This is a genomic window from uncultured Tateyamaria sp. (assembly GCF_947487805.1).
Taxonomy (GTDB): domain Bacteria; phylum Pseudomonadota; class Alphaproteobacteria; order Rhodobacterales; family Rhodobacteraceae; genus Tateyamaria.
The window spans coordinates 110,488-133,520 of sequence record NZ_CANKXW010000008.1 but is presented as its reverse complement, the minus strand read 5'-3'; the positions used below and the strand labels follow the sequence as shown (position 1 = coordinate 133,520).

Annotated in this window: 25 protein-coding genes and 2 pseudogenes; 6 read left to right on the top strand and 21 right to left on the bottom strand. The window is 64.1% G+C overall.

What is annotated here, in order from left to right:
• Positions 1 to 23: 23 nt before the first annotated feature.
• A complete protein-coding gene (locus tag Q0949_RS17420; protein WP_299375239.1) occupies positions 24 to 2,633 on the top strand; it encodes a TIGR02302 family protein in 2,610 nt (869 codons plus the stop codon).
• Positions 2,634 to 2,635: 2 nt separating this feature from the next.
• On the opposite strand, the gene Q0949_RS17415 is transcribed toward Q0949_RS17420, so the two are convergent.
• Complete coding sequence (locus Q0949_RS17415) at positions 2,636 to 3,454, bottom strand: zinc-ribbon domain-containing protein (protein ID WP_299375236.1); 819 nt, start codon at positions 3,452 to 3,454, stop codon at positions 2,636 to 2,638.
• A 144-nt stretch (positions 3,455 to 3,598) separates the two neighbouring features.
• Between Q0949_RS17415 and Q0949_RS17410 the strand changes: the two genes are divergently transcribed.
• The 4 genes from Q0949_RS17410 to Q0949_RS17395 are packed head-to-tail and all read left to right on the top strand — an operon-like array spanning position 3,599 to position 6,495.
• A complete protein-coding gene (locus Q0949_RS17410; RefSeq protein WP_299375233.1) occupies positions 3,599 to 4,276 on the top strand; it encodes an ATP-binding cassette domain-containing protein in 678 nt (225 codons plus the stop codon).
• Positions 4,273 to 5,178: an FtsX-like permease family protein gene (locus tag Q0949_RS17405; RefSeq protein WP_299375231.1), complete on the top strand. Its 906-nt coding sequence runs from the start codon at positions 4,273 to 4,275 to the stop codon at positions 5,176 to 5,178. The genes Q0949_RS17410 and Q0949_RS17405 overlap by 4 nt, the downstream gene beginning before the upstream one ends.
• Positions 5,175 to 5,906 (top strand): lysophospholipid acyltransferase family protein, encoded by a 732-nt coding sequence (locus tag Q0949_RS17400; protein ID WP_299375229.1) that lies wholly within the window; start codon positions 5,175 to 5,177, stop codon positions 5,904 to 5,906. Before Q0949_RS17405 ends, Q0949_RS17400 begins: the two co-directional genes overlap by 4 nt.
• Positions 5,893 to 6,495, top strand: a complete 603-nt coding sequence (locus Q0949_RS17395; protein ID WP_299375227.1) for a pyridoxamine 5'-phosphate oxidase family protein — start codon at positions 5,893 to 5,895, stop codon at positions 6,493 to 6,495. The genes Q0949_RS17400 and Q0949_RS17395 overlap by 14 nt, the downstream gene beginning before the upstream one ends.
• Positions 6,496 to 6,547: 52 nt before the next feature.
• On the opposite strand, the gene lpdA is transcribed toward Q0949_RS17395, so the two are convergent.
• From lpdA to sucC, 19 genes and pseudogenes are all read right to left on the bottom strand, one after another.
• The gene (gene lpdA, locus Q0949_RS17390) at positions 6,548 to 7,936 is read right to left on the bottom strand and encodes a dihydrolipoyl dehydrogenase (RefSeq protein ID WP_299375225.1); all 1,389 of its coding nucleotides are present in this window, start codon (positions 7,934 to 7,936) and stop codon (positions 6,548 to 6,550) included.
• A gap of 87 nt (positions 7,937 to 8,023) precedes the next feature.
• The gene (locus tag Q0949_RS17385; RefSeq protein ID WP_299375223.1) at positions 8,024 to 8,434 is read right to left on the bottom strand and encodes an MAPEG family protein; all 411 of its coding nucleotides are present in this window, start codon (positions 8,432 to 8,434) and stop codon (positions 8,024 to 8,026) included.
• Entirely contained in the window at positions 8,431 to 8,976 is a 546-nt protein-coding gene (locus Q0949_RS17380) for a hypothetical protein (RefSeq protein WP_299375221.1), read from the bottom strand. The genes Q0949_RS17385 and Q0949_RS17380 overlap by 4 nt, the downstream gene beginning before the upstream one ends.
• Complete coding sequence (locus Q0949_RS17375) at positions 8,973 to 9,359, bottom strand: MAPEG family protein (protein WP_299375219.1); 387 nt, start codon at positions 9,357 to 9,359, stop codon at positions 8,973 to 8,975. The genes Q0949_RS17380 and Q0949_RS17375 overlap by 4 nt, the downstream gene beginning before the upstream one ends.
• 15 nt (positions 9,360 to 9,374) lie before the next feature.
• Positions 9,375 to 9,926, bottom strand: coding sequence for a GIY-YIG nuclease family protein (locus Q0949_RS17370; RefSeq protein WP_299375217.1), 552 nt, complete (start codon positions 9,924 to 9,926; stop codon positions 9,375 to 9,377).
• A gap of 13 nt (positions 9,927 to 9,939) precedes the next feature.
• The gene (odhB, locus tag Q0949_RS17365; RefSeq protein WP_299375215.1) at positions 9,940 to 11,460 is read right to left on the bottom strand and encodes a 2-oxoglutarate dehydrogenase complex dihydrolipoyllysine-residue succinyltransferase; all 1,521 of its coding nucleotides are present in this window, start codon (positions 11,458 to 11,460) and stop codon (positions 9,940 to 9,942) included.
• 4 nt (positions 11,461 to 11,464) lie between these two features.
• Positions 11,465 to 14,422, bottom strand: a complete 2,958-nt coding sequence (locus Q0949_RS17360) for a 2-oxoglutarate dehydrogenase E1 component (RefSeq protein WP_299375212.1) — start codon at positions 14,420 to 14,422, stop codon at positions 11,465 to 11,467.
• On the bottom strand, positions 14,419 to 14,736 hold the full coding sequence (locus Q0949_RS17355) for a hypothetical protein (protein WP_299375209.1): 318 nt from the start codon (positions 14,734 to 14,736) through the stop codon (positions 14,419 to 14,421). Before Q0949_RS17355 ends, Q0949_RS17360 begins: the two co-directional genes overlap by 4 nt.
• A 125-nt stretch (positions 14,737 to 14,861) precedes the next feature.
• Positions 14,862 to 15,371: pseudogene (locus Q0949_RS17350) on the bottom strand (succinate--CoA ligase subunit alpha); the annotation flags it as partial.
• Positions 15,372 to 15,383: 12 nt separating this feature from the next.
• Positions 15,384 to 15,464, bottom strand: a pseudogene (locus Q0949_RS17345) (hypothetical protein); the annotation flags it as partial.
• A 41-nt stretch (positions 15,465 to 15,505) separates the two neighbouring features.
• Positions 15,506 to 15,928, bottom strand: a complete 423-nt coding sequence (locus Q0949_RS17340; protein ID WP_299375206.1) for a hypothetical protein — start codon at positions 15,926 to 15,928, stop codon at positions 15,506 to 15,508.
• Positions 15,929 to 15,989: 61 nt separating this feature from the next.
• Positions 15,990 to 16,874 carry a succinate--CoA ligase subunit alpha gene (sucD, locus tag Q0949_RS17335; RefSeq protein WP_299375203.1) on the bottom strand — a complete coding sequence of 295 codons (885 nt, stop codon included), beginning with the start codon at positions 16,872 to 16,874 and terminating at the stop codon, positions 15,990 to 15,992.
• Between the two features lie 39 nt (positions 16,875 to 16,913).
• Positions 16,914 to 17,705 (bottom strand): class I SAM-dependent methyltransferase, encoded by a 792-nt coding sequence (locus Q0949_RS17330; protein ID WP_299375200.1) that lies wholly within the window; start codon positions 17,703 to 17,705, stop codon positions 16,914 to 16,916.
• Positions 17,702 to 17,863, bottom strand: coding sequence for a hypothetical protein (locus tag Q0949_RS17325; protein ID WP_299375197.1), 162 nt, complete (start codon positions 17,861 to 17,863; stop codon positions 17,702 to 17,704). Before Q0949_RS17325 ends, Q0949_RS17330 begins: the two co-directional genes overlap by 4 nt.
• The gene (locus Q0949_RS17320) at positions 17,860 to 18,564 is read right to left on the bottom strand and encodes a sulfotransferase family 2 domain-containing protein (protein WP_299375194.1); all 705 of its coding nucleotides are present in this window, start codon (positions 18,562 to 18,564) and stop codon (positions 17,860 to 17,862) included. The genes Q0949_RS17325 and Q0949_RS17320 overlap by 4 nt, the downstream gene beginning before the upstream one ends.
• A 33-nt stretch (positions 18,565 to 18,597) precedes the next feature.
• Complete coding sequence (locus tag Q0949_RS17315; RefSeq protein WP_299375191.1) at positions 18,598 to 19,089, bottom strand: hypothetical protein; 492 nt, start codon at positions 19,087 to 19,089, stop codon at positions 18,598 to 18,600.
• Positions 19,086 to 19,328 (bottom strand): hypothetical protein, encoded by a 243-nt coding sequence (locus Q0949_RS17310; protein ID WP_299375189.1) that lies wholly within the window; start codon positions 19,326 to 19,328, stop codon positions 19,086 to 19,088. Before Q0949_RS17310 ends, Q0949_RS17315 begins: the two co-directional genes overlap by 4 nt.
• Before the next feature lie 3 nt (positions 19,329 to 19,331).
• Positions 19,332 to 19,790, bottom strand: a complete 459-nt coding sequence (locus Q0949_RS17305; RefSeq protein ID WP_299375186.1) for a hypothetical protein — start codon at positions 19,788 to 19,790, stop codon at positions 19,332 to 19,334.
• 4 nt (positions 19,791 to 19,794) lie between these two features.
• A complete protein-coding gene (gene sucC, locus Q0949_RS17300; RefSeq protein WP_299375183.1) occupies positions 19,795 to 20,988 on the bottom strand; it encodes an ADP-forming succinate--CoA ligase subunit beta in 1,194 nt (397 codons plus the stop codon).
• Positions 20,989 to 21,235: 247 nt separating this feature from the next.
• On the opposite strand from sucC, the gene Q0949_RS17295 reads away from it, so the two are divergent.
• Complete coding sequence (locus Q0949_RS17295; RefSeq protein ID WP_299375180.1) at positions 21,236 to 22,207, top strand: glycosyltransferase family 2 protein; 972 nt, start codon at positions 21,236 to 21,238, stop codon at positions 22,205 to 22,207.
• Here the strand turns inward: Q0949_RS17295 and Q0949_RS17290 are convergent.
• Entirely contained in the window at positions 22,204 to 22,992 is a 789-nt protein-coding gene (locus Q0949_RS17290; RefSeq protein WP_299375177.1) for an adenylate/guanylate cyclase domain-containing protein, read from the bottom strand. The two genes, Q0949_RS17295 and Q0949_RS17290, sit on opposite strands and share 4 nt — an antisense overlap.
• Positions 22,993 to 23,033 lie beyond the last annotated feature (41 nt).

Sequence of the window (23,033 nt, the reverse complement as noted above, 5' to 3'; positions counted from 1 at the left end):
GCCACCGGCAAGGGACGCGAGAGATGGCCAGTTTTTCCAAACACGACGTGCGGCGCGGGTTGAACGCGGTGCGCTGGCCATTGTTCTGGACCCGTGTGGGTATGTGCGCCGAAGCGTTGTGGCAGGCCACATGGCCGCTGGTCACCGTGGTGCTGGCGGTCTTTGCCGTGCTGATGCTGGGCCTGCAAGACAGCGTGATTGTCGAGGTCGTCTGGGCCGCCGCCGTCATTGCCGCCCTCGCGGCGCTTGCCGCCCTGATCTATGCCTTTGCGCGGTTCCGCCTGCCTACGCGGGCAGCGGCACTGGTGCGGCTCGATGAAACCCTGCCCGGACGCCCGCTTCAGGCGCTGATGGACACGCAGGCCGTGGGAGACGCCGATGCCGCATCCACGGCTGTCTGGCGCGCGCACCAGTCCCGCATGGCCGAACGCGCCGCCGCGGCACGGCCCGTCCCGGCGGACCTGCGCATCGCGCGCCGCGACCCTTACGCCCTGCGCTATGTGGCGGCGCTGATCTTTGCCGTGGCGCTGATCTTTGGCTCGGTCTGGCGCGTGGGCTCCGTCGCCACCATGACACCGGGCGCGGGCGCAGACCTTGCCACCGGCCCCGTGTGGGAGGGATGGGCCGAAAGCCCGCGCTACACCGGGCGGCCCACCATCTATCTCAACGACATCGCCGAAGGCCCGCTCGAAGTGCCCGCAGGCAGCCTGATCACCCTGCGCCTCTATGGCGAAGTGGGTGCGCTGACCGTGGCCGAAACCGTCTCGGGCCGGGCGGGTGAATTGCCGCCTGCCTCGGCGTCCGAACAGGACTTCACCGTCGTGCAGTCGGGCGAGATCACGATCAATGGCCCCGGCGGGCGCACGTGGTCCGTGGCCGTGCTGCCGGATGACGCGCCGAAGGTGGCGATCCTGAACGACCCGGACGCGGACGCGCTGGGCGAGATGTCGCTGCCGTTCACGGCCTCCGACGACTATGGCGTCGAAGCGGGCGAGGCGCGCATCGCCCTCAACCTAGAGGCCGTCGACCGGCGCCACGGGCTGGCCACCCCGCCCGAGAGCCGTCCGACCCTGACCATCCCGCTGCCCATGCCCATCGCAGGCAACCGCGCCCGGTTCGAGGAATCGCTGATCGAGGATTTCTCGGAACACCCATGGGCCAACCTGCCCGTGACCGTGGTGCTCAGCGTTCTCGACGCGGCCGAACAGCAATCCGAAACAGCACCCCGCGCCATCATCCTGCCGGGGCGGCGCTTCTTTGACCCGCTGGCGGCCGCCGTCATCGAACAGCGCCGCGACCTCCTGTGGTCGCGCGACAATGCGACCCGTGTCGCGCAGATCCTGCGCGCCGTGGCCCACCGCCCCGACGATGTCTTCCGCACCGAAGTCGATCAGCTGCGCCTGCGCCGTGCGGTAAACCGCCTCGAAACGCTCGCCAGCTACGGCCTGACGGACGAACAGCAGGACGACATTGCCCGTGACCTCTGGGACCTGGCCCTCGCCATCGAAGAAGGCGACCTGTCCAGCGCGCTGGAACGCCTGCGCCGCGCCAAGGAACGGCTGAACCAGGCCATGCGCGACGGCGCCAGCCCCGCCGAAATCGAAGAGCTGATGCGCGAGCTGCGCCGCGCCACCGATGACTATATGCGGCAACTGTCGCGGCAGGCCGAGCTGGACAACCAGAACAACGACGAAGACGGGCAGCAGTCCGGCAACCAGAACCAGATGCAGATGAACCAGGACGATCTGCAACGGATGATGGACCGTATCCAGGAACTGATGGAACAGGGCCGCATGGCCGAAGCCGAACAGGCGCTGCAAGAGCTTCAGGAAATGCTCGAAAACATGCGCGTGACCCAAGGTGAAGGTCAGGGCGGCCAAAGCCCCGGTGAACAGGCCATGGAAGGGCTTGCCGACACGCTGCGTGAACAGCAGGGCCTGAGCGATCAGGCGTTCCGCGACTTGCAGGAACAGTTCAACCCCGGCGCGCAGGCCGGTGAAAATCAAGGCAACGAAGGCCGCAATGGCGGTCAGGGCCGTGGCAACCAGCACAGTCAGGGCGGCGAAGGCCAAGGCGAGGAAAGCGACGGCCAGCAGGGCGGCGAAGGCGGTCAGCAGGACGGCAATGGCGGTCAGGGCGAACAGTCGCTGGCCGACCGCCAGCAGGCGCTGCGCGACGAGTTGCGTCGCCAGCAGGGTAGCCTGCCCGGTGCCGGCACGCCCGAAGGCGACGCCGCCCGCGATGCGCTTGACCGCGCGGGCCGCGCCATGGACGGGGCCGAACAGGCGCTGCGCCAGGACGATTTCGCCGGTGCCATCGACAACCAGAGCCAGGCGATGGAGGCGCTCCGCGAGGGGATGCGCGCACTGGGCGAGGCGATGCAGCAAGAGGCCCAGAACAGTCAGCAGGGACAGGGGCTGTCCGAATCCGACCGCCGCGCCGACGCGCGTGACCCGCTGGGCCGCGATCCCGGATCAAACGGCTCTGTCGGCACCGAAGAAGGGCTGTTGCAGGGCGAGGATGTCTATCGCCGGGCGCGTGATCTGCTGGACGAAATCCGCCGCCGCTCGGGCGAGGGCGAGCGCCCCGACGTGGAACTCGACTACCTCAAGCGGTTGCTGGACCGGTTCTAGCCTCAGCCGTCGCCCTCAGGGGCGGCCGCCTGATCCAGCGCTTGCAGGATCGATCTGACCTGACCGTCCAGCCAGCCGCGCGCACTGTCGACTTGCGCCACAAACCCGCTCAGATACGGGTCCACCTGCGGCACCGCCTGCGCGATCTGTGGCGCAAAAACATAAACCGCGCACAGGATCACCGCGATCAGCACCGTCAGCATGAACCCACGCCGGAACCCGCTGCGCTTGGCCGGCATCGCGGCCAGCGTCGGTTCGGCCACGTCCCCCTGAGCGCCGCCACTCTGCCGGTCGCTGGCCGACCGCAGGGTGGAGTTGATCTCTTCGATATCGGGCAGCAGGTCGCGGCGTGAGCCGATGGCCGCCGCGGTCGCCGCCTCTTCGGACACCTGGCTGGGCGCAGGCTCTTCGCCGCGCATCCGCGCCATCCGCTCGCGGGCCTCGCGGGCGCGGCGTTCTGCATCCGACTCGGTGGCCTCAAGCCCCAACTCCGGCTGGCTCTCCAGCGCTTCGGCAGCCTGGGCGCGGGCCTTTTGCTCCACCTCCGCCTCCTGGCGCAGGATATCCGCGACCGACGGGTCCAGCTCGCGCCGCTGCGGCGCGGGGGCAGGCGCGCGCTCCTCCTCCTCGGCGGGGGTGTCATCCGGTTCGGCCAGATCATCCGGCAAACCGGCGCTGTCCTCTTCCTCTGGCATGTGGTCGGGATGGTGCTGAAACCACGTCTGGCCACAGTTCGAACATTGCACATCACGCCCTTCGGTGGGGATGACGTCATCCACAACCTCGTATTGCGCATCGCAATTCGGACAAATCAGCCGCATCAGTGGTCCTGCCTCGGTTTTGAGTGTCACCATATGTTGTACCGATTGGGCAGAAAAGTCATAACTGCACATCGCCCGGACGGGCATATCGATTGAAACCTGCCTGATGCTGAGGCACAACAGGTGCCAAGAGCGGGGGCAGGCGTGATCGAGCTTGAAAATGTGGCCTACAGTTACGGCGGAGGCGAGCTGTTGTCGGATATTTCCGTCAAGCTGGCGCCGGGGTCGTTCCATTTCCTGACCGGCCCCTCGGGCGCGGGCAAGACGACGCTGCTCAAGCTGTGCTACGGCGCGCTTTTGCCCACGGCGGGGCACGTGCGGCTGTTTCAGGCGGATGTGCGCACGCTCGAACGCGACGACGTGGCCATGGTCCGGCGCAAGGTGGGCGTGGTGCATCAGGACGTGCAGTTCCTCGATCATCTGTCGGTGTCCGACAACGTGGCGCTGCCGCTGACCGTGTCGGGCCGCCACGCCGAGGCCGCAGGCCCCGATCTGGGGGAACTGATGGCGTGGGTGGGTCTGACGAACCGCGCCCATGCGCTGCCGCCGGAGCTGTCGGGCGGGGAACGCCAGCGCGCGGCACTGGCGCGCGCCGTGATCATGTCACCGGACGTGGTGCTGGCGGATGAACCCACGGGCAATGTCGACTGGGACATGTCGCAACGGCTCCTGACGCTGCTGGTCGAACTCAACCGAATGGGCAAGACCGTGCTGATAGCCACCCACGACTTGTCACTGATCCGCGCCGCCAAGGCGCAGGTGCAGGCGCGGGTGCTGCGGATTTCGAACCGCCGCGTGCAGCTTGCGGGGGCGGATCTGTGACCTTTGATCTCGCGACCCTGCGCGCGCTCCTGCGCGGTGACCGGCACGCGGACCGGGTGGTGCCGCCTACGGGCTTTACCGCGCAGCTGACGGTGTTTGCATCCGGTGCGATGGCCTTTCTGGCGGTGTTTGCGCTGGCTCTGTCACTGGCCAGCGGCCGCCTGGCCCAACGGTGGGGGGATGAACTGGCCCGCACCGCGACCATCCGCATCGTCGCCCCCGAAGACCAGCGCGCGATCCAGACCACCGCCGCGCTTCAGGTGCTGTCGACGACGCCGGGCATCGCCTCGGCCCGCGCGCTGACAGACGAGGAACAGCAGGCCCTGCTTGCGCCCTGGTTCGGACAGGATCTGCCACTGGACAGCCTGCCGGTGCCGCGCCTTATTGAAATCGTGGCCACCTCGCAGGGTTTTGACGCGACCGGGCTGCGCCTGCGGCTTGCCGCCGAGGTGCCGGGCGCGGTGCTGGACGATCACGGGCGATGGCGCGCGCCTCTTGTGTCGGCGGCCCAACGGCTGCGCCTGTTGGGCTGGGTCGTGGCGCTGCTGATCCTCGGCGCGGTGGCCGCCATGGTGACACTTGCCGCCAACGCCGCCCTTGCCGCCAATGCGCAGGTCGTGGCCGTGCTGCGGCTGGTGGGCGCGACCGACAGCTATATCGCACAGGCCTTTGTCCGCCGGTTCACCCTGCGCGCGCTCGCGGGGTCAGCGGCGGGCGTCGCCATCGGTCTGCTGGCGGTGTGGCTGCTGCCGTCGGGCGGGGACGGGCCGGGCTTTCTGACCGGGATCGGGTTTCAGGGCGCGGGGTGGCTTGTGCCGCTTTTCCTGCCCTTCATTTCGGCGCTGGTTGCGCTGCTGGCCACGGCCTTTGCCGCCGACCGGGCCCTGAGGACACTGACATGATCCAATACTTGCGGTCGCTTATTTTCGTCGGCCAGATCTATCTGGCGATGCTCGTGATCGGCGTCGTCTTTGCCCCCTATGCCATCGTCAGCAAACGCGGCGCGCGCGCGGCCTGCAAGACCTACAGCCGCTATGTGTTCTGGTCGATGCGCTGGATGGTGGGGATCAAGGCCGAGGTGCGCGGCCCAGTGCCCGAAGGCGAGGTGCTGATCGCGGCCAAGCACCAGTCGTTCCTCGACATCATGATGATCTTTACCGCGCTGCCATCCGCAAAATTCATCATGAAGCGCGAGATCCTCTGGACACCGATCATCGGCCTGTATGCCAAACGGCTGGAATGTGTGCCGGTCGAACGCGGCAAGCGCGGCGCGGCCATTGGCAAGATGGTGGCAGATGTAGAGGCGGGGCGCGCATCGCCCGGCCAGCTGATCATCTATTCCCAGGGCACCCGCGTGGCACCGGGGGTCAAGGCGCCTTACAAGGTCGGCACCGCGATCCTTTATGAACAATTGGGCCAGCCCTGCGTGCCGGTGGCCACGAATGTCGGCATCTTCTGGCCCCGCAAAGGCATCATCCGCCGGCCCGGTACCGCGATTGTCGAATTTCTGCCCGCGATGCCCGAAGGCATGGAGCGCGACGCCTTCCTCGCCCACCTCGAAGAGACGGTCGAGACCCGGTCCAATGACCTCATGCGCGAAGGAGGGTTCGACCCCGATGCACTACGTTGACGACATCGCCGCGCTCGAGGCGCTCTATCCCGCACCCGTCGCGGCTTCGATCCGCAAGGTCGCGGACCATCTGACGCCGCTTTATCGGACATGGATCGAGGGCGCGCGTTTCTGTGTGCTCAGCACCGTGGGCCCCGATGGGGTGCATGCCTCGCCCCGTGGCGATGACGGCCCGGTCGTGCGGGTGGACAGCCCACACATGCTGGCCATGCCCGACTGGCGCGGCAACAACCGGCTGGACTGTCTGCGCGATATCGTGGCGGACGGGCGCGCGGCGCTGCTGTTCATGGCGCGGGGGACGAACACGACCGTGCGTGTGAACGGTCACGCGCGGTTGACAACGGATGACGATCTGCGCGCCGGCTTTGCCAAGGGCGACAAGCTGCCCGCAACCGTGATCCTGTTCGAGGTGCGCGAGGTCTATACCCAGTGCGCCAAGGCGCTGATGCGGTCGGACCTGTGGGCGCGCGAGGATGGCGCGGACCTGCCTACGGTGGGCCAGATCCTGGCGGATATGTCGAACGGTGTCGACGGCGGGGCAGAGTACGACCGCAACTACCCCGAATACGCCAAACCGCGCATGTGGTAATTTAACATAATCTGTCCCCGCGGGGACAGATTGCTGTTTTGGGCGGTCGGGATCAGCTGTGGATCGGTCCCAGACCGCAGGCCAAAGCGGCTTCGCGCACCGCTTCGGAATAGGTCGGGTGGGCGTGACAGGTCAGCGCCAGATCCTCGGCCGATGCGCCAAATTCCATCGCCACACAGACCTCGTGGATCAGATCCCCCGCGCCGGGGCCGATGATATGCGCACCCAGAATGCGGTCGGTTTCCGCATCCGCCAGAATTTTGACAAAGCCGTCGGCGGCAAAGTTCGCCTTGGCCCGGCCATTGCCCATAAAGCTGAACTTGCCGACCTTGTAAGCGTGGCCTGCATCTTTCAGCGTCTCTTCGGTGGCGCCGACATTGGCGACCTCGGGGTGGGTGTAGATCACGCCGGGGATCACACCATAGTTCACATGCCCATGTTTGCCCGCGATGGTGTCCGCGACGGCCATGCCCTCGTCCTCGGCCTTGTGGGCCAGCATCGGCCCCTCGATCACATCGCCGATGGCGTAGATGCCCGGCACGTTGGTCTGCCAGTGGGCGTCGACGGCGATCTGTCCGCGCTTGGTCATCTCGACTCCCAGCGCGTCCAGCCCCAGCCCGTCGGTGAACGGCTTGCGGCCCGTCGCGACCAACACAACGTCCGCGTCAACGGTGTGTTCGCTGTCATCCTTGCGCAGCTTGTAGGTGACCTTAGCCTTGGTCTTGGTCGCCTCGACCGACTGGACGGCGGCACCCATGGTAAAGCCGAGGCCCTGCTTGGTCATGATCTTCTGGAACTGGCGCTGCACCTCGGCGTCCATGCCGGGGGTCACGGCGTCGAGGAACTCGATCACCTGCACTTCTGATCCCAGACGGCTGTAGACCGAGCCAAGCTCAAGCCCGATCACGCCCGCGCCGATCACCACCATCTTCTTGGGGATCTTGCCCAGTTCCAACGCGCCGGTCGAGCTGACCACCACCTTTTCGTCGATCTCGACACCGGGCAATGTCGCCACTTCGGAGCCGGAAGCCACGATGATGTTCTTGGCCTCGTGGACCTCGTCGCCAACCTTGACCTTGCCCGCCTCGGGGATGGAGCCCCAGCCCTTGAGCCAGTCGACCTTGTTCTTCTTGAACAAGAATTCGACACCCTTGGTGTTCTGCCCGATGGTGTCGGATTTATAGGCCAGCATCTGTTTCCAGTCGACCGAAGGCGATTTGCCCTTGAGACCCATGGCGGCAAAATTGTGCTCGGCCTCGTGCAGCATGTGGGAGGCGTGCAGGAGCGCCTTGGAGGGGATGCAGCCCACGTTCAGGCAGGTGCCGCCCAGCGTCTCGCGCCCTTCGACACAGGCGGTTTTCAGGCCCAGCTGCGCGCAGCGGATGGCGCAGACATAGCCGCCGGGGCCGGAGCCGATGATGATCACGTCGTATGAGGCCATGGGTGTGGTCCTTTTTGTTGGTGTGGGGCGGGGGCGCTGCCCCCCGGCCTTTGGCCGTCCCCCGAGGTATTTGGTGCGAAAGGAAGGTTAAAGAAGTGCGGAGATGAGCATGACGGTTGTGGCGGTAAAGCCTGTGTACCAGATCAGCGACCGCCAGGGGACGAGGCCGAAATAGTAGGCGGGGATATAGGCGACGCGTGCGGCGACGTAGATATAGGCGCAGGCGGCGGTGAGCGGGGTTGACTGGTCCGAGATCGCGATGACGGTGCAGGCGATGGCAAAGAGGGCCAGGCTTTCGAAGTGGTTTTCCCAGGCGCGGATCAGGCGGGCGGTTTTGGGCGAGACCTGATCCTGAATGTCGCCGCCAAGGCGGGCGCGGTCGCGCGGAGACAGGGTCTTGCCTTGGGGCAATTCGATATTGGTGGGAATTGCCATCAGGTAGAATTGGGCGGTTTGCAGCAGGGCCGCAAGGGTAAGGGCGGTGAGTTCGGCGGTCATGCGGCGCGCACCGCCCGGGCGATGGCTTGGGCGCGGTGGTCATAGCTCCCGATACGGGCAGAGGGATGCGGGGCCGCGATGTGGTCGATGTTGAAATGTGCCAGCACCCGCGCGCTGTCCTGTCCCAGCGCCACGGGGCGGCGGCCCATGAGTTCGTGCCGTCCGATGGCGTCAAAGCTGGCGCGCGCGTGGGCGGCGGGGATCGTGCTGGAGCGTTTGGGCGTCAGCAGGTGGAAGACAGGCGTGATGTAGATGTCGGCACGGGTGAGGTTCAGCAAACGCAGGACCCGGTCGATCACCTTGTTGTAGGGGATGTTCGGCAGGTATCCGGTTCGTTTCAGCTGGGCCTTGTGGGCCTCTGCCGAGGGCGCGTCGAGCCAGTCCTTGGACATCAAGAGCGGGCCGGTGAGGTTGCCGGACGTCATCTGGATGGGCGAGACATAGTCGCCGTCAAACCCCGCTTCGGCCAACGTGGGATAGCCCGGCAGCCGAAAGGCACGGCGCGCGGCGATGGCGCGGGCATATGCGGCGGCGCGGGTCACAGCAGAGGCAGGAGCATCATGGCCAGACCGCCCAGCGAGGCGAACCACGCGAGGGAGCGGAGCATGGGAATGCCGGACGCATAGGCGGGGATGTAGGCGACGCGGGCCCAGAACCACAGGGCCGCGCCGGTGGCGGTGGTTGCCGTGCCAAGGTCGGTGACCTTGAGCATCAGCGCCAGAGCGATGAAGGCGGGCAGGGTTTCGAGGTAGTTCTTGAGGGCACGCTGAATGCGGCCAGCGATCACGTTCTGGTCGCGCGGTTCATCCTGTGGGCCGAGCGCCCAGCCGAGCCCTTTGGACAGGTCAGAGAAGGTCGCCTGAAGGATGGTGTGGGCGATCAGGAGGATGACTGCGTAGGTGAGGTAGGTGAGTTCTGGGGTCATGCCTCGCCGCTCATTTTACACATTACTTTTCTTGATCTGTTTTCTAAGTTTTTTGACTTCGCTGTACACATCATCCAAAGTGACATCCTCGTATTCGCTCCACTGATAGTATTGAGCTGCACCAGCCCATTGAGGACCTTTCGAATTAAATGGCGGTTCAATAACCGACATTAGAATCGCTTCAAGCTGGTTGAGTCCGGTCTCGAAAGAAACACCCGCGATCTCGGCTTCGATGTCGGCAGAAGCATGTCCCTTCTCGTCGTATGGCAGTATGCCGAACCAAGAAAAATGGGTCCAACGATCCGAAATTTGCCCAGTAAGATGCTCCTTTAACCGGGCAAAAAACGTTCTTGAAGGAGTTTTACCTTTTCCAACCTGTCCAACATACACCGGACGTCGCTGATTGTCCCAAAGGACGTAGATACCTTTCTGTCGGCGGATATTGATGTCGGGTGTGATCGAATGCCGGGTTAAGCAACCACTAATTGGTGCGCTGTGTTCATCCCAATCGACCAAATCCCGACGCCAGTAATGCCCAAATGACGAAAATATACGCTCATTGCTCACAAACAGGTTCCTTTTACAAATCCATCAACAACCGCCGCGGATCCTCCAGCGCTTCCTTGACCCGCACGAGGAACGTCACCGCCCCCTTGCCGTCCACGATGCGGTGGTCATAGCTGAGCGCCAGATACATCATCGGGCGGATCACCACCTGGCCGCCGATGGCCATGGGACGGTCCTGGATCTTGTGCATGCCGAGGATACCCGACTGCGGCGGGTTCAGGATGGGCGAGGACATGAGCGAGCCGTAGACGCCACCATTGGAGATCGTGAAGGTACCACCCTGCATCTCGGCCATCGACAGCTTTCCGTCGCGCGCGCGGGCGCCTTTTTCGGCGATGGCCTTTTCGATGGCGGCAAAGCTCATCGCGTCCGCGTCGCGGATCACCGGCACCACGAGGCCCGTGGGCGTGCCCGCAGCGATGCCCATGTGGACAAAGTTCTTGTAGACGATGTCGGTGCCGTCAATCTCGGCATTCACCTCCGGCACTTCTTTCAGCGCGTGCACACAGGCCTTGGTGAAGAAGGACATGAAGCCCAGTTTGACCCCGTGCTTCTTCAGGAACAGGTCCTTGTATTCGTTGCGCAGGGCCATCACCTCGGTCATGTCGACCTCGTTGTAGGTGGTGAGCATCGCGGCGGTGTTCTGGCTGTCCTTCAGACGCTTGGCGATGGTCTGACGCAGGCGCGTCATCTTCACCCGCTCCTCGCGCGCGGCGTCATCTGCGGCAACCGGGGCACGCGGGGCGGGCGCGCTCGCCGCAGGCGGCGGGGCCGAGCGTGCTGCTGCGACGGCCTTGGCCACGTCGTCTTTCATCACGCGGCCGTCGCGGCCAGATCCAGTGACCGCATCGCGGCTGATGCCTGCCTCGGCCATTGCCTTTTTCGCAGCGGGGGCGTCCTCGACATCCGACCGGCCCGCGCCGGCGGGCGGCGTTTCATAGTTGCTCGTGGGCTCCGGGTTGCCTTCGGTCGCGGCGGGCACTGCGCCAGAGGACGAGATCACCGCCAGTTTGGCAGTGGCATCCACCGTTGTCCCCTCGGGGGCCGTGATTTCGGCCAGCACACCGGCGGCGGGGGCGGGCACTTCGACGCTGACCTTGTCTGTCTCCAGCTCGCAGAGCATTTCATCCTGCGCCACGCTGTCGCCCACGGCCTTGAACCATGTGCTCACCGTGGCCTCGGTCACGCTTTCACCCAAGGTCGGCACCATGACGTCGACGCTGTCGCCGCCCGCGGCGGGTGCTTCGGCGGCCGCTGGCGCAGGGGCGGGATCGGCGGCGGGCGTATCGGCGCTGGCCCCTTCGGAGATCGTGGCCAGAAGGGCATCGACACCCACCGTGTCACCTTCGGCGGCGATGATGTCGCCAAGCGTGCCAGCCACGGGGCTGGGCACTTCGACGGTGACCTTGTCGGTCTCCAGCTCGCAGAGCATTTCATCAACCGCCACGCTGTCGCCGGGTTTCTTGAACCAGGTTGCGACGGTGGCTTCGGTGACGCTTTCGCCCAGGGTGGGCACGCGGACTTCGGTGGTCATGGTCTTATCCTTTGATGGTCAGCGCTTCGTCGACGAGAGCGGCTTGTTGTGCTTTGTGCTGGCTGGCGAGGCCCGTGGCGGGCGAGGCCGATGTGGCGCGGCCCACGTAAACGGGGCGCTGGTGCTTGGCCTTGATCCGGGTCAGCACCCATTCGATGTTGGGCTCTATGAAGGTCCAACCGCCCTGGTTCTTGGGCTCTTCCTGACACCAGACCATTTCGGCCCCCTTGAACCGTTCCAGTTCCTTGACCAGACTGATCGCCGGGAACGGATAGAACTGTTCGATCCGCATCAGATAGACGTCGTCGATCCCGCGGGCATCGCGTTCCTCGAGCAGGTCATAATAGACCTTGCCCGAACACATCACGACACGCTTGATCTTGTCATCGGCGGCCAATGTGGTGTCCGAATTGCCCAGTTGTGCGTCATCCCAGAGCACGCGGTGGAAGCTGGATCCGGTCGTGAACTCCTCGGCCTTGGACACGGCCAGTTTATGACGCAAGAGCGACTTGGGCGTCATCAGGATCAGCGGCTTGCGGAAGTCGCGGTGGATCTGGCGGCGCAGGATGTGGAAATAGTTGGCCGGTGTCGTGCAGTTGGCGACGATCCAGTTGTCCTGACCACACATTTGCAGGAACCGTTCCAGCCGGGCGGAGGAGTGTTCGGGGCCTTGGCCCTCGAACCCGTGGGGCAGCAGCACCACGAGGCCGGACATGCGCAGCCACTTGCTTTCGCCCGAGCTGATGAACTGGTCGAACATGATCTGCGCGCCGTTGGCAAAGTCGCCGAACTGCGCCTCCCACAGGGTCAGGGCGTTGGGTTCGGCCAGAGAATAGCCGTACTCGAACCCCAGCACCGCGTATTCCGACAGCATCGAGTCGATGACTTCGTATTGCGCCTGGCCCGCGCGGATCGCGTTCAGGGGATAGTACCGTTCCTCGGTGTCCTGATTGATCAGGCCCGAGTGCCGCTGGCTGAACGTGCCGCGCGTGCTGTCCTGACCGGCGAGCCGGACGGGGAACCCTTCGGTCAGCAGCGAGCCAAAGGCCAACGCTTCGCCCGTGGCCCAGTCAAAGCCCTCGCCGCTCTCGAACATGGCCTTCTTGGCGTCGAGCAACCGGCCCACCGTCTTGTGCACAGGGAACCCGTCGGGGGCGGTGGACAGCGCGCGGCCCACATCGGCCAGAGTTTCGGGCGCGATGGCCGTCTTGCCGCGCTGGTAGTCTTCCTTGTGCTTGTCCAGATGCGACCACTTGCCGTCCAGCCAGTCGGCCTTGTTCGGCTTGTAGTCCTTGCCGGCCTCGAACTCGTCATTCATGCGGGCCTGGAACGCGGCTTTCATGTCCTCGATCTCGCCTTCGGGGATCAGTCCGTCGCGGACCAGACGTTCGGTATAGAGGGTCAGCGTGGTCTTTTGCTTCTTGATCTTCTTGTACATGACCGGGTTGGTGAACATGGGCTCGTCGCCCTCGTTATGCCCGAACCGGCGGTAGCAGAAGATGTCGATGACCACGTCCTTGCCGAACTTCTGGCGGAATTCGGTTGCGACCTTGGCGGCGTGCACCACAGCCTCCGGATCATCGCCATTCACGTGGAAGATCGGCGCTTCGACCACCAGCGCGTTGTCGGTGGGATAGGGCGAGGAGCGTGAGAAGTGCGGCGCGGTCGTGAACCCGATCTGGTTGTTCACGACGATATGCATGGTCCCGCCCGCCTTGTGGCCGCGCAGGCCTGACAGTGCGAAACACTCGGCCACGACACCCTGTCCGGCAAAGGCCGCGTCGCCGTGCAGCAGGATGGGCATCACCGACGTGCGGCTGTCATCGCCCAACTGGTCCTGTTTGGCCCGCGCCTTGCCCAGCACGACGGGGTTCACCGCCTCGAGGTGGCTGGGGTTCGCGGTCAGCGACAGGTGCACGGAGTTGCCGTCGAAATCGCGGTCGGACGAGGCACCGAGGTGGTATTTCACATCGCCAGATCCGTCGACATCCTCGGGTTTGAACGACCCGCCCTGGAATTCGTTGAAGATCGCCTTGTAGGGTTTCTGCATCACATTGGCGAGCACGGACAGACGACCCCGGTGGGGCATGCCGATCACGATCTCGCGGACCCCCAGCGCGCCGCCGCGCTTGATGATCTGCTCCATCGCGGGAATCAGGCTTTCGCCGCCATCAAGGCCAAAGCGTTTGGTGCCCATGTATTTGACGTGCAGGAATTTCTCGAAGCCCTCGGCCTCGACCATCTTGTTCAGGATCGCCTTGCGGCCCTCGCGGGTGAACTGGATTTCCTTGCCCAGTCCTTCGATCCGTTCCTTGAGCCACCCGGCCTGTTCGGGGTCCGAGATGTGCATGTACTGCAGCGCGAATGTGCCGCAATAGGTGCGTTTGACGATCTCGATGATCTCGCGCATCGACGCGACTTCGAGGCCCAGAACGTTGTCGATAAAGATCGGGCGATCCATGTCGGCCTCAGTAAAGCCGTAGGATTTCGGGTCGAGCTCGGGGTGCGGTTCGGTGGAGCGCATGCCCAGCGGGTCCAGATCGGCCACGAGGTGACCCCGGATGCGGTAGGCGCGGATGATCATCAGCGCGCGGATGCTGTCGAGTACGGCGCGCTTGATCTGGTCATCGGAGACCTCGACACCCTTTTCGGCGGCCTTGGCCTTGATCTTGTCACCGGCCCCTTTGACCTCCGGCTCGGGCGCCCATTCGCCGGTGAGGGCGGCGGTCAGGTCGTCGCCCGGCATCGGCGGCCAGTCGGCGCGCGCCCAACTGGGCCCCGCGGCCTCGCGTTTGACGGAAACCTCGTCATCGCCCATCGCCTTGAAGAACGCCTGCCAGCTTTCATCGACCGCCGTGGGGTCGTTGGCATAGCGGGCATACATCTGTTCGAGGTATTCCGCATTGTGCCCCTGCATGAAGGACGAGGCATGGAACTGGTCGTTGGGGGATTGGTCGGTCATTGGGGGACCTCACTTTCGGTGTCATTCTGAGAAGCGGACTTAAAGTAGACCACTAGGTTGAGTACGAGGGTCAGTGGGAAGGCGACAATCAAAGCAAATGCGCCGCCCATCCCACGCCCATCGTCCGAGCTGCCCGTCAACGGACCAAGGGTTAGGTTCCAATAAATCGGCAGCACAAGCGCGATCAGGAGCGTGAGGGTGGTAGGCGTATAGATCAAAGAGACTAAGTTCCGTGCGTGCGCCCATTTGACCTGCCTTATCAGCAGAATTGCCAACAGGCAGGTGAGCAAAGGTGTTGCAATACCTACAGCCATATTTGCACCTCCGCCCGGCGGTAACGCCGGGCAGCGCCCGACCCTCCCCACGGGAGGGCGCTTTCAGCACCCACCCAGGGTCGGGCGCTGCCCTCAGAGCTTATGCGCGCACCGTTCAGCATGCCTTAGCCCTTGATCGCCTCCATCACCGCCTCACCCAGCGTCGCGGGGCTGTCGGCAACCACGATGCCTGCGGCGCGCATGGCTTCGATCTTGTCCTCGGCACCACCTTTGCCACCGGCGACAATCGCGCCCGCGTGGCCCATGCGGCGGCCCGGAGGGGCGGTGCGGCCTGCGATGAAGCCTGCGGTCGGTTTCCAGCGGCCTGCCTTTTTCTCGTCCGCGAGGAACTGTGCGGCGTCCTCTTCGGCGCTGCCGCCAATCTCGCCGATCATGATGATGCTTGTCGTTTCGGGGTCAGCAAGGAACATCTCAAGCACGTCGATATGTTCGGTCCCTTTGATCGGGTCGCCGCCGATGCCAACGGCAGAGGACTGGCCGATGCCCAGATCGGTTGTCTGCTTGACCGCCTCATAGGTCAGCGTGCCCGACCGGGACACAACCCCGCAGGAGCCGCGCTTGTGAATATGGCCGGGCATGATGCCGATCTTGCAGGCATCCGGCGTGATCACGCCGAAGAACGCCTGCCAGCTTTCGTCGACCGCCGTGGGGTCGTTGGCATAGCGGGCGTACATCTGTTCGAGGTATTCCGCATTGTGCCCCTGCATGAAAGACGAGGCATGGAACTGGTCGTTGGGGGATTGGTCGGTCATTGGGGGACCTCACTGGGCTTTTTGTGATTGGTGGGAAGTGCGCACAGTAGCAGAATAATAACTGTCAATGCTGCACCGACTAGCATTACGACGGGTCCGACAAATACGAGCCAGAAAATCATGCCGGCTCCAAATGCTTCTGATCCAACAACAAAACCTGTCGCCAAGACGGCCAAGGCGCTGACATAGAGAACTAGTACGAAAAGCGCGATCGCTGGAAAATACGGCCAAACACCCGCATCGCGAAGCCTTCGCGTTGCGATTGCGGACAAGGGGATAACTGTCGCGAGAACGGTTAGTGGTACCACTGCAAAAAAAATGCAAACCCCTGCAAAAGGCCAAAAATCGCCGCGTGACGACCTGCCGGAAAAGACAGCGTAATTGGAAAAAGCATGCACAAAAGAGCGCCGGATTGTCATAGTCAATCTCCCGCTTCGAGGCGTGGGCGTGCCTTTTGTGCATGTGTTTTGCGCGTCCGCATCAGCCCTTGATCGCCTCCATCACCGCCTCACCCAGTGTCGCGGGGCTGTCGGCCACCACGATGCCAGCGGCGCGCATGGCTTCGATCTTGTCCTCGGCGCCGCCTTTGCCACCGGCGACAATCGCGCCCGCGTGGCCCATGCGGCGGCCCGGAGGGGCCGTGCGGCCCGCGATGAACCCTGCTGTGGGCTTCCAGCGGCCTGCTTTTTTCTCATCCGCGAGGAACTGTGCGGCGTCCTCTTCGGCGCTGCCGCCGATTTCACCGATCATGATGATGCTTGTCGTCTCGGGATCCGCCAGGAACATTTCGAGCACGTCGATATGTTCGGTCCCTTTGATCGGGTCGCCGCCGATGCCCACGGCAGAGGACTGGCCGATGCCCAGATCGGTTGTCTGTTTCACCGCCTCATAGGTCAGCGTGCCCGACCGGGACACTACCCCGCAGGAGCCGCGTTTGTGAATGTGGCCGGGCATGATGCCGATCTTGCAGGCGTCCGGCGTGATCACGCCGGGGCAGTTGGGGCCGATCAGGCGGGATTTGGACCCTTCCAGCGCGCGCTGGACCTTCATCATGTCGAGCACGGGGATGCCTTCGGTGATGCAGACAATCAGCGGCATCTCGGCATCAATCGCCTCGAGGATCGAGTCAGCGGCAAAGGGGGGCGGCACGTAGATGACGCTCGCATTGGCGTCCGTCACATCCATCGCCTCGTGGACCGAGTTGAAGACGGGCAGGTCCAGATGGGACATGCCACCCTTGCCCGGTGTCACGCCGCCGACCATCTTGGTGCCGTAGGCGATGGCCTGTTCGGTGTGGAACGTGCCTTGCGAACCGGTCAGGCCTTGGCAGATCACGCGGGTGTTTTCGTCAATAAGTACGGCCATTTGGGGCGTCTCCTTGGGGGGTATTTGAATGGGGATGTGTCATTGGGCCACCGGCTTGCGCAGCAGCGCCTTGATGTTGTCGTCGATGGGCAGGCCCACGCGGTTGACCAGTTCCACCGTGAAACCGGCGCGCCCTGCGGCGTCGCGCAGGGTGGGCAGTGTGAAATAGGTGACGTGGTCGGGATAGCGGAAACCGCACCAGTTTGCGCCCACGACGCGGCGGTTGACCGACCCGAAATTGGGTACGCGCACATAGGCCGCGCCACCGGGTTTCAGCGCGCGGAACACGCCGCGCAGCACGCCCATCAGGTCGACCTCGTGTTCGAGATAGCTGTGCATGACCACGCCGTCGAACATGTCCGCGTCGAAATCCCAGATCGCCTCGGCACCCGCGCCGTGCACGCAGTAACCTCCGCGCGCGCGCATCCAGTCATCCGCATAGGCGTGCAGCGCCTTGCTGAGCTCGATCCCGTAGGGGACCATCGGTTCGGGCACGTTCATCAGGTTGCCGCAGCCGATGTCGAGCACGTGGCCATTATTGAACCAGGCGTTCATGCGGTGCTGTTTGGATTTGTGTGTCAGCTTGAGCGACTTGCGCAGCGACCGGATGGCCGGGCTGAGGGAAGTGGAGCCCTTGGAGGTGTCCTTTTTCTCCTCATAGGTCTTTTCCCAGGCGAAATCTTCCTCGAGCGCGACATAGTCCACGGGGTTGCGCAGATAGGTCAGGTCGCAGGTGCCGCAGCGGGCCACGATCCACGGGTCGCGGGAATAGTCGGGCCAGGGCGTAGCGTCCGGGGCGGTGCAGCTGGGGCACGGGCGCAATTCGGTCATTCCAGCCCTCCCATCCTCACCGGCAGGCGGCCCACACCGATGTATGTCTGGTCGCCACGGGTGCCGATATGCACCACCGCCACACGTCCGCGCAGCAGTTCGCGCGCCTCGACACAGGCGGTGCCGGGTTTGGCCATACAGGGCGCGGTCATGTTCATGACTGCCCTCCCGCCGGGAAGGCCGTGGCTGTTTCGGTGTCGTAGCCAAAGGTATCGAAATCAGATTTGTAATAGTCGCGGATGGCATCCGCGGCATAGGCCGACATACCTCGCCACGCACCGGGCGCAGATGATGTATTTTCTGTCGGACTCTTGGTTACCGGCAGATCCAGTTGTGTCATCACCCTGTCGAGATCCTTTTGCAGGGTTTCTACCCGACCAAGGATCGTGACCATCTGCGGCTTTGGAAGCCACGTGGTTTGTGGTCTGAACATGGGGATATGCTGTGCCGTTTCGTCGATGTTGCGCAATGCCGCATCAAATCCATCACCACAATAGCGCCGATAGGTCGCAACTGTCTCGGCCATGGCATCTGGACCCGGATTGCTGGCCTGTAGCATCGAGTATGAGAACGAGGACCACGCTCTTGCAAACGGGTTTCTGACAAAGGCCACACTGATCATGGCGCGATATTTGTCGGGCCCGAGTGTTCGTTTGCATCGACCAACCGTCGCGTGCTCGGACAGAAATATGCCGTCAGCATTCGTGAACTTTTCCGGATCGCCCACGGCATGGATCGAATTTGTGATAAACGCGTCCTGTTCCAGATCCAGGTGCGGCACCAGCGCAAAACTGACGCTGCTGCCCGCAGTTTTCGGGATGTGCACAAAGATCAGGTTGAGCGAAGGGGCCATGATCATGGCGTTCCCCTTTCGGCAACGGACAGCGCAACGTCAGTCATTGCGCAGCCCCATGCCGGCAGGCAGCCGGTCAACAGAGATAAATGTACGCGCACCGGCGTCACGGGTGCCCAAATGGACCACAGCCACGCGCTGGCGCAGCAATTCGCGACCCTCGATCATGACCGTTCCGGGCGTGGCCGCATGGGTCTCGGGCAGGGGGATGACGGTGCCAAAAACCGGGGGCGTTGCCATTTTGGCGCGGACGGCGTTCAGGGCGGCTGTGGCGTGATTGCCCGCGAAAACCACTTCGCACTTGCGTTCGGCATATTCAGGGGTGCCGGGGGCAGGTTCCAGCGTCTTGTCCCAGAAGGTGAGGACAAAGGGCAGCGGATCACCCGCGATATTGGTCATGTTGGCCTGTGCCTGCGCAGCGGTCTGGCCCGCCTTGAAACAATAGGCGGTAAAGGCGTCGATGGCCGGGTGCGCCTGCACACCCGTGCCTGCCAGAATGGCCAGTAGAGTGGCGCGCAACAGGCGGGTCATTGCGCCACCCCATGCACCGGCGACAGGCAGTCATCGACAATGTCGCACAGATCTTCGGTCGGGATGCTGGCGGCGGGGCGGCGGGTCGTGCGCTGAGCCTCGCGCGCGTCGAGCCAGACGGCGGTGGCGGCCAACCCGATGGGCGGCAGCGTCATGGCGGTGTGGTCGTCATCAAGCACCGGATCGGCGCAAGCGGCCAGCGCGAAGGGGAGAAGGATGAGGAGAAACCGGGTTCGCATGTCCTATCCTTTCGCCACAGAGAAGGAGAGATAGACCTTGCCGTTCACAGCCCGTGGCAATCCGGCGCGCACCACCTGCGGTGCGCCGGTGCCATTGACGATCTTGGGGATATCCGGGCCGTTGAAACGTCCACCCATCACCACCGAACAGCGATTTTCGATCAGTTTGACGGACAGGTTATGGGTCTGGCTGAAATAGGTGCCGGTCCGCGCGTTCTGGACAAAGCCGCCCATCTGCGCCAGCGCCCGTTCGGTTCCTCGGAAATCGGGCCGGGTGGCGACGCAGGCAGTGCGGATCACTTCGGACGCGAAGGCGGGTGTCACGATGCGGGCGCCCGGCCCGGCGGTTGCGGACACAGGCACCGTGGCGCGTGTTTCCACCGCCACGGTATCAGACGCGGTTACCCCGGTCTGGCAGGCCGCGAGGCCCACAACTGCCATCCATGCCAGAGCCGCGCGCACGGGGTCAGCCTTTGACCGCTTTGACGATCTTTTGCGCGCCGTCCTTGAGGTCGTCGGCGGCGATCACGTCCACGTCGGAGTTGTTGATGATGTCCTTGCCCTGCTGCACGTTCGTGCCCTCGAGCCGGACCACCAGCGGCACTTGCAGGCCGACCTCCTTGACCGCGGCGACGACGCCCTCGGCGATGACGTCACAGCGCATGATGCCGCCAAAGATGTTGACGAGGATGCCTTTGACGTTGGGATCGGAGGTAATGATCTTGAACGCCTCGGTCACCTTTTCCTTGGTCGCGCCACCGCCCACGTCGAGGAAGTTTGCAGGCTCGGCGCCATAGAGCTTGATGATGTCCATGGTCGCCATGGCCAGACCCGCGCCGTTGACCATGCAGCCAATCTCGCCATCCAGCGCGATATAGTTCAGGTCGTACTTGGAGGCGGCGAGTTCCTTGGGGTCTTCCTCGGTCTCGTCGCGCAGCTCGTTGATGTCGGCGTGGCGGTACATGGCGTTTCCATCGAACGACACCTTGGCATCCAGCACCTTCAGATCACCGCCATCGGTCACGATCAGCGGGTTGATCTCCAGCATCTCCATGTCTTTTTCGATGAACGCCTTGTAGAGCAGGCCCATCAGGCCGACGCACTGCTTGACCTGCTTGCCTTCCAGACCCAGCGAGAACGCGATGCGGCGGCCGTGGTAGGCCTGATAGCCAGTGGCGGGATCGACGCTGAAGCTGAGGATCTTTTCGGGGGTGCTGGCGGCGACTTCCTCAATGTCCATGCCGCCCTCGGTCGAGCAAACAAAGCTGACGCGGCTGGTCTGGCGATCGACCAGCAGGGCGAGGTACAGTTCGGTTTCAATGCCGGAGCCGTCCTCGATGTAGATGCGGTTGACCTGCTTGCCTGCGGGGCCGGTCTGGTGCGTGACCAGCGTGCGGCCCAGCATCTTCTTGGCTTCTTCGGCGGCTTCTTCGACCGACTTGGTCAGGCGTACGCCGCCCTTGTCGCCCGCGTCCGCTTCCTTGAACTTGCCCTTGCCGCGTCCACCGGCGTGGATCTGTGCCTTGACCACCCACATGGGGCCGTCCAATGCACCCGCAGCAGTCTTGGCGTCCTCGGCCCGCAAAACGACGCGCCCGTCCGAGACCGGAGCCCCGTAACTGCGCAAAAGGGCTTTGGCTTGGTATTCATGGATGTTCATGACAGATCGGTCCCGTATAGATGCATCTGGATTGGCCCTATACGACCATGACTAAACGCGGCGTAAACGGGTAATATGTCGCAGTAGGGGTTTTCGCGGTAGAAAAACGGTTTTTGTGATCACTGCCTGAAAAAGTGTGATCACAAACGCGGATCGAGCGGCGCGGGCCAATGAAAAAAGGAATCAAATGGTGACAGCACAAGGGGATAGGGATGCGAGCGGTAACAGCGCCACATGGGGCGTTGTGATGACCGTGCGCGAACCCCGCGCCCTTGTGGAGACCAATGTGCGCTGGCATCTGGCGACCGGCGCGGCAGAGGTTTTCGTTTTCCTCGATGACCCGGACGATCCGGCGGCGGATGCGCTCGAGGCCCTGTCGGGCTGCCGGGTCCAGCGCTGCGGGCCCGCCTATTGGGCCAAGCGGCGGCCCAACAAGGGGCGGCCCGCGTCGCAGATGCGGCGGCAGACGCTGAATGCCAATGTCGCCCAGAACCGCACAAGTTCGGAGTGGCTGTTCCACGTCGATGCGGATGAATTCATCTGGCAGGACCGGCCCCTTGGTCCTGAACTGGCCGCGATGACCGACCCGGAGACGGAAGTGAACCTGCCGGTGCTGGAGCGTTTGTTCCCGGTCGCGCCTGCGGACCACATCTTTGCCGGTGCGTTCCGTGCGACCGGCACGCTGGAGGAGGCGGAGGCGGACCGCGCCTATGCGCCTTTTGCAGATTTCATGAAGCGGGGGCAGTATTCCCATGGCGCGGGCAAAAGCGGCGTGCGCGTGGGCGCTGGCCTGCGGCTGGGGGTGCACAACGCGACGGTTCGGCGTGGGGACGGGTGGCGGCGCGCGCCCAAACACGTGTCCACGACCGCGCGGCTTTTACACTTCGACGGGCTGACGCCGCTGCACTGGGCGATGAAATTCCTGCGCTATCGGCTGACCCCGGCGGACGTGCAGCGCGCGATCCTGCAACCGCACCGCGCGGCACAGATCGATTGGATGCTGGCGCGTTGCGACACTGCCGAACAGATCCGCACGGCGCATCAGACCCTGTTCGCGCTGACGCCTGAGCGGGTCGAGGCGCTGGGCGCTTTTGGCCTGATCGAAGAGATCCCGTTTGATCCGCGCGTGCCGGATCTGGACCTGTCGCCCGAGGCGTTTGACGCGGATATCCTGCAGCGCAATCCGTGGCTGCGGGAATTGGTGGACTGGAGCGGCTAGGGGGCGGCCTTTTCCACCGCGCGCAGCTTGGACCATTTGGACCACAGGATCCACGCCAGCGCGACCGTGGGCACGGATGTGACCAGAAACGGCGCGCCGGTGGCCACGTCGAACACCGCCAGTCCGCCAATGCCGATCCAGATGTTCTTGCGCAGCTTGACGTAGTTCTGGCGCATCTCCACGGCATGCGCCGGGACCTCGGCAGGGGCGGCGGGCGGTGCGGGGATGTCGACCTTGGGGCCAAGGTTGTCGGGCAGGCGGGGGGCCACGACGCCGTCGGCCACAATCGCATAAAGCCCCACCTGATCAAGATGTTTCGGCGTGGCGGGGCCAAGCGGGCGCAGTTCCGCGCCCGAGATCTTGTCACGCACGTGGTCGCGCACCTGCTGGCTGACCAGAACACCGCCGATCTCGGCCATTTCCTGAAGCCGCGCGGCCAGGTTGACCCCGTCACCCAGCAGATCGTTGCCCTCGATGATGACGTCATCAAGGTGGACGCCCAGCCGGAAGGGCAGCAGATCGGCGCGCCCGTTCAGCGTCTGTTGGATGCCGATGGCACAGCGCACCGCCCCCACGACCGAGGGAAATTCGGCAATCAGCCCATCGCCGGAGGTATTGGCGATCCGGCCCTGGGCGCCAGAGATGGCGGTGTCGATCACGTCGCGGGCCGCGCGCAGGGCGCGCACGGTGCCTTCCTCGTCCCGGTTCATGCGCCCGGAATAGTTGGCGGCATCCGCGGCGAGGATGGTTGTCAGCTTGCGTTCGATGGGGCGCGATTGAGGCATGTGAATAATCTAAACATAAAAAGGGCCGGATGCGACGGCAA

Coding starts and splice junctions, on each gene's coding strand:
- Q0949_RS17420 (WP_299375239.1), top strand. CDS start 24: ATGGCCAGTTTTTCCAAACACGACGTGCGGCGCGGGTTGAACGCGGTG.
- Q0949_RS17415 (WP_299375236.1), bottom strand. CDS start 3,454: ATGCGGCTGATTTGTCCGAATTGCGATGCGCAATACGAGGTTGTGGAT.
- Q0949_RS17400 (WP_299375229.1), top strand. CDS start 5,175: ATGATCCAATACTTGCGGTCGCTTATTTTCGTCGGCCAGATCTATCTG.
- Q0949_RS17395 (WP_299375227.1), top strand. CDS start 5,893: ATGCACTACGTTGACGACATCGCCGCGCTCGAGGCGCTCTATCCCGCA.
- lpdA (WP_299375225.1), bottom strand. CDS start 7,936: ATGGCCTCATACGACGTGATCATCATCGGCTCCGGCCCCGGCGGCTAT.
- Q0949_RS17385 (WP_299375223.1), bottom strand. CDS start 8,434: ATGACCGCCGAACTCACCGCCCTTACCCTTGCGGCCCTGCTGCAAACC.
- Q0949_RS17375 (WP_299375219.1), bottom strand. CDS start 9,359: ATGACCCCAGAACTCACCTACCTCACCTACGCAGTCATCCTCCTGATC.
- odhB (WP_299375215.1), bottom strand. CDS start 11,460: ATGACCACCGAAGTCCGCGTGCCCACCCTGGGCGAAAGCGTCACCGAA.
- Q0949_RS17360 (WP_299375212.1), bottom strand. CDS start 14,422: ATGACCGACCAATCCCCCAACGACCAGTTCCATGCCTCGTCCTTCATG.
- Q0949_RS17355 (WP_299375209.1), bottom strand. CDS start 14,736: ATGGCTGTAGGTATTGCAACACCTTTGCTCACCTGCCTGTTGGCAATT.
- Q0949_RS17340 (WP_299375206.1), bottom strand. CDS start 15,928: ATGACAATCCGGCGCTCTTTTGTGCATGCTTTTTCCAATTACGCTGTC.
- sucD (WP_299375203.1), bottom strand. CDS start 16,874: ATGGCCGTACTTATTGACGAAAACACCCGCGTGATCTGCCAAGGCCTG.
- Q0949_RS17330 (WP_299375200.1), bottom strand. CDS start 17,705: ATGACCGAATTGCGCCCGTGCCCCAGCTGCACCGCCCCGGACGCTACG.
- Q0949_RS17325 (WP_299375197.1), bottom strand. CDS start 17,863: ATGAACATGACCGCGCCCTGTATGGCCAAACCCGGCACCGCCTGTGTC.
- Q0949_RS17320 (WP_299375194.1), bottom strand. CDS start 18,564: ATGATCATGGCCCCTTCGCTCAACCTGATCTTTGTGCACATCCCGAAA.
- Q0949_RS17315 (WP_299375191.1), bottom strand. CDS start 19,089: ATGACCCGCCTGTTGCGCGCCACTCTACTGGCCATTCTGGCAGGCACG.
- Q0949_RS17310 (WP_299375189.1), bottom strand. CDS start 19,328: ATGCGAACCCGGTTTCTCCTCATCCTTCTCCCCTTCGCGCTGGCCGCT.
- sucC (WP_299375183.1), bottom strand. CDS start 20,988: ATGAACATCCATGAATACCAAGCCAAAGCCCTTTTGCGCAGTTACGGG.
- Q0949_RS17295 (WP_299375180.1), top strand. CDS start 21,236: ATGACCGTGCGCGAACCCCGCGCCCTTGTGGAGACCAATGTGCGCTGG.
- Q0949_RS17290 (WP_299375177.1), bottom strand. CDS start 22,992: ATGCCTCAATCGCGCCCCATCGAACGCAAGCTGACAACCATCCTCGCC.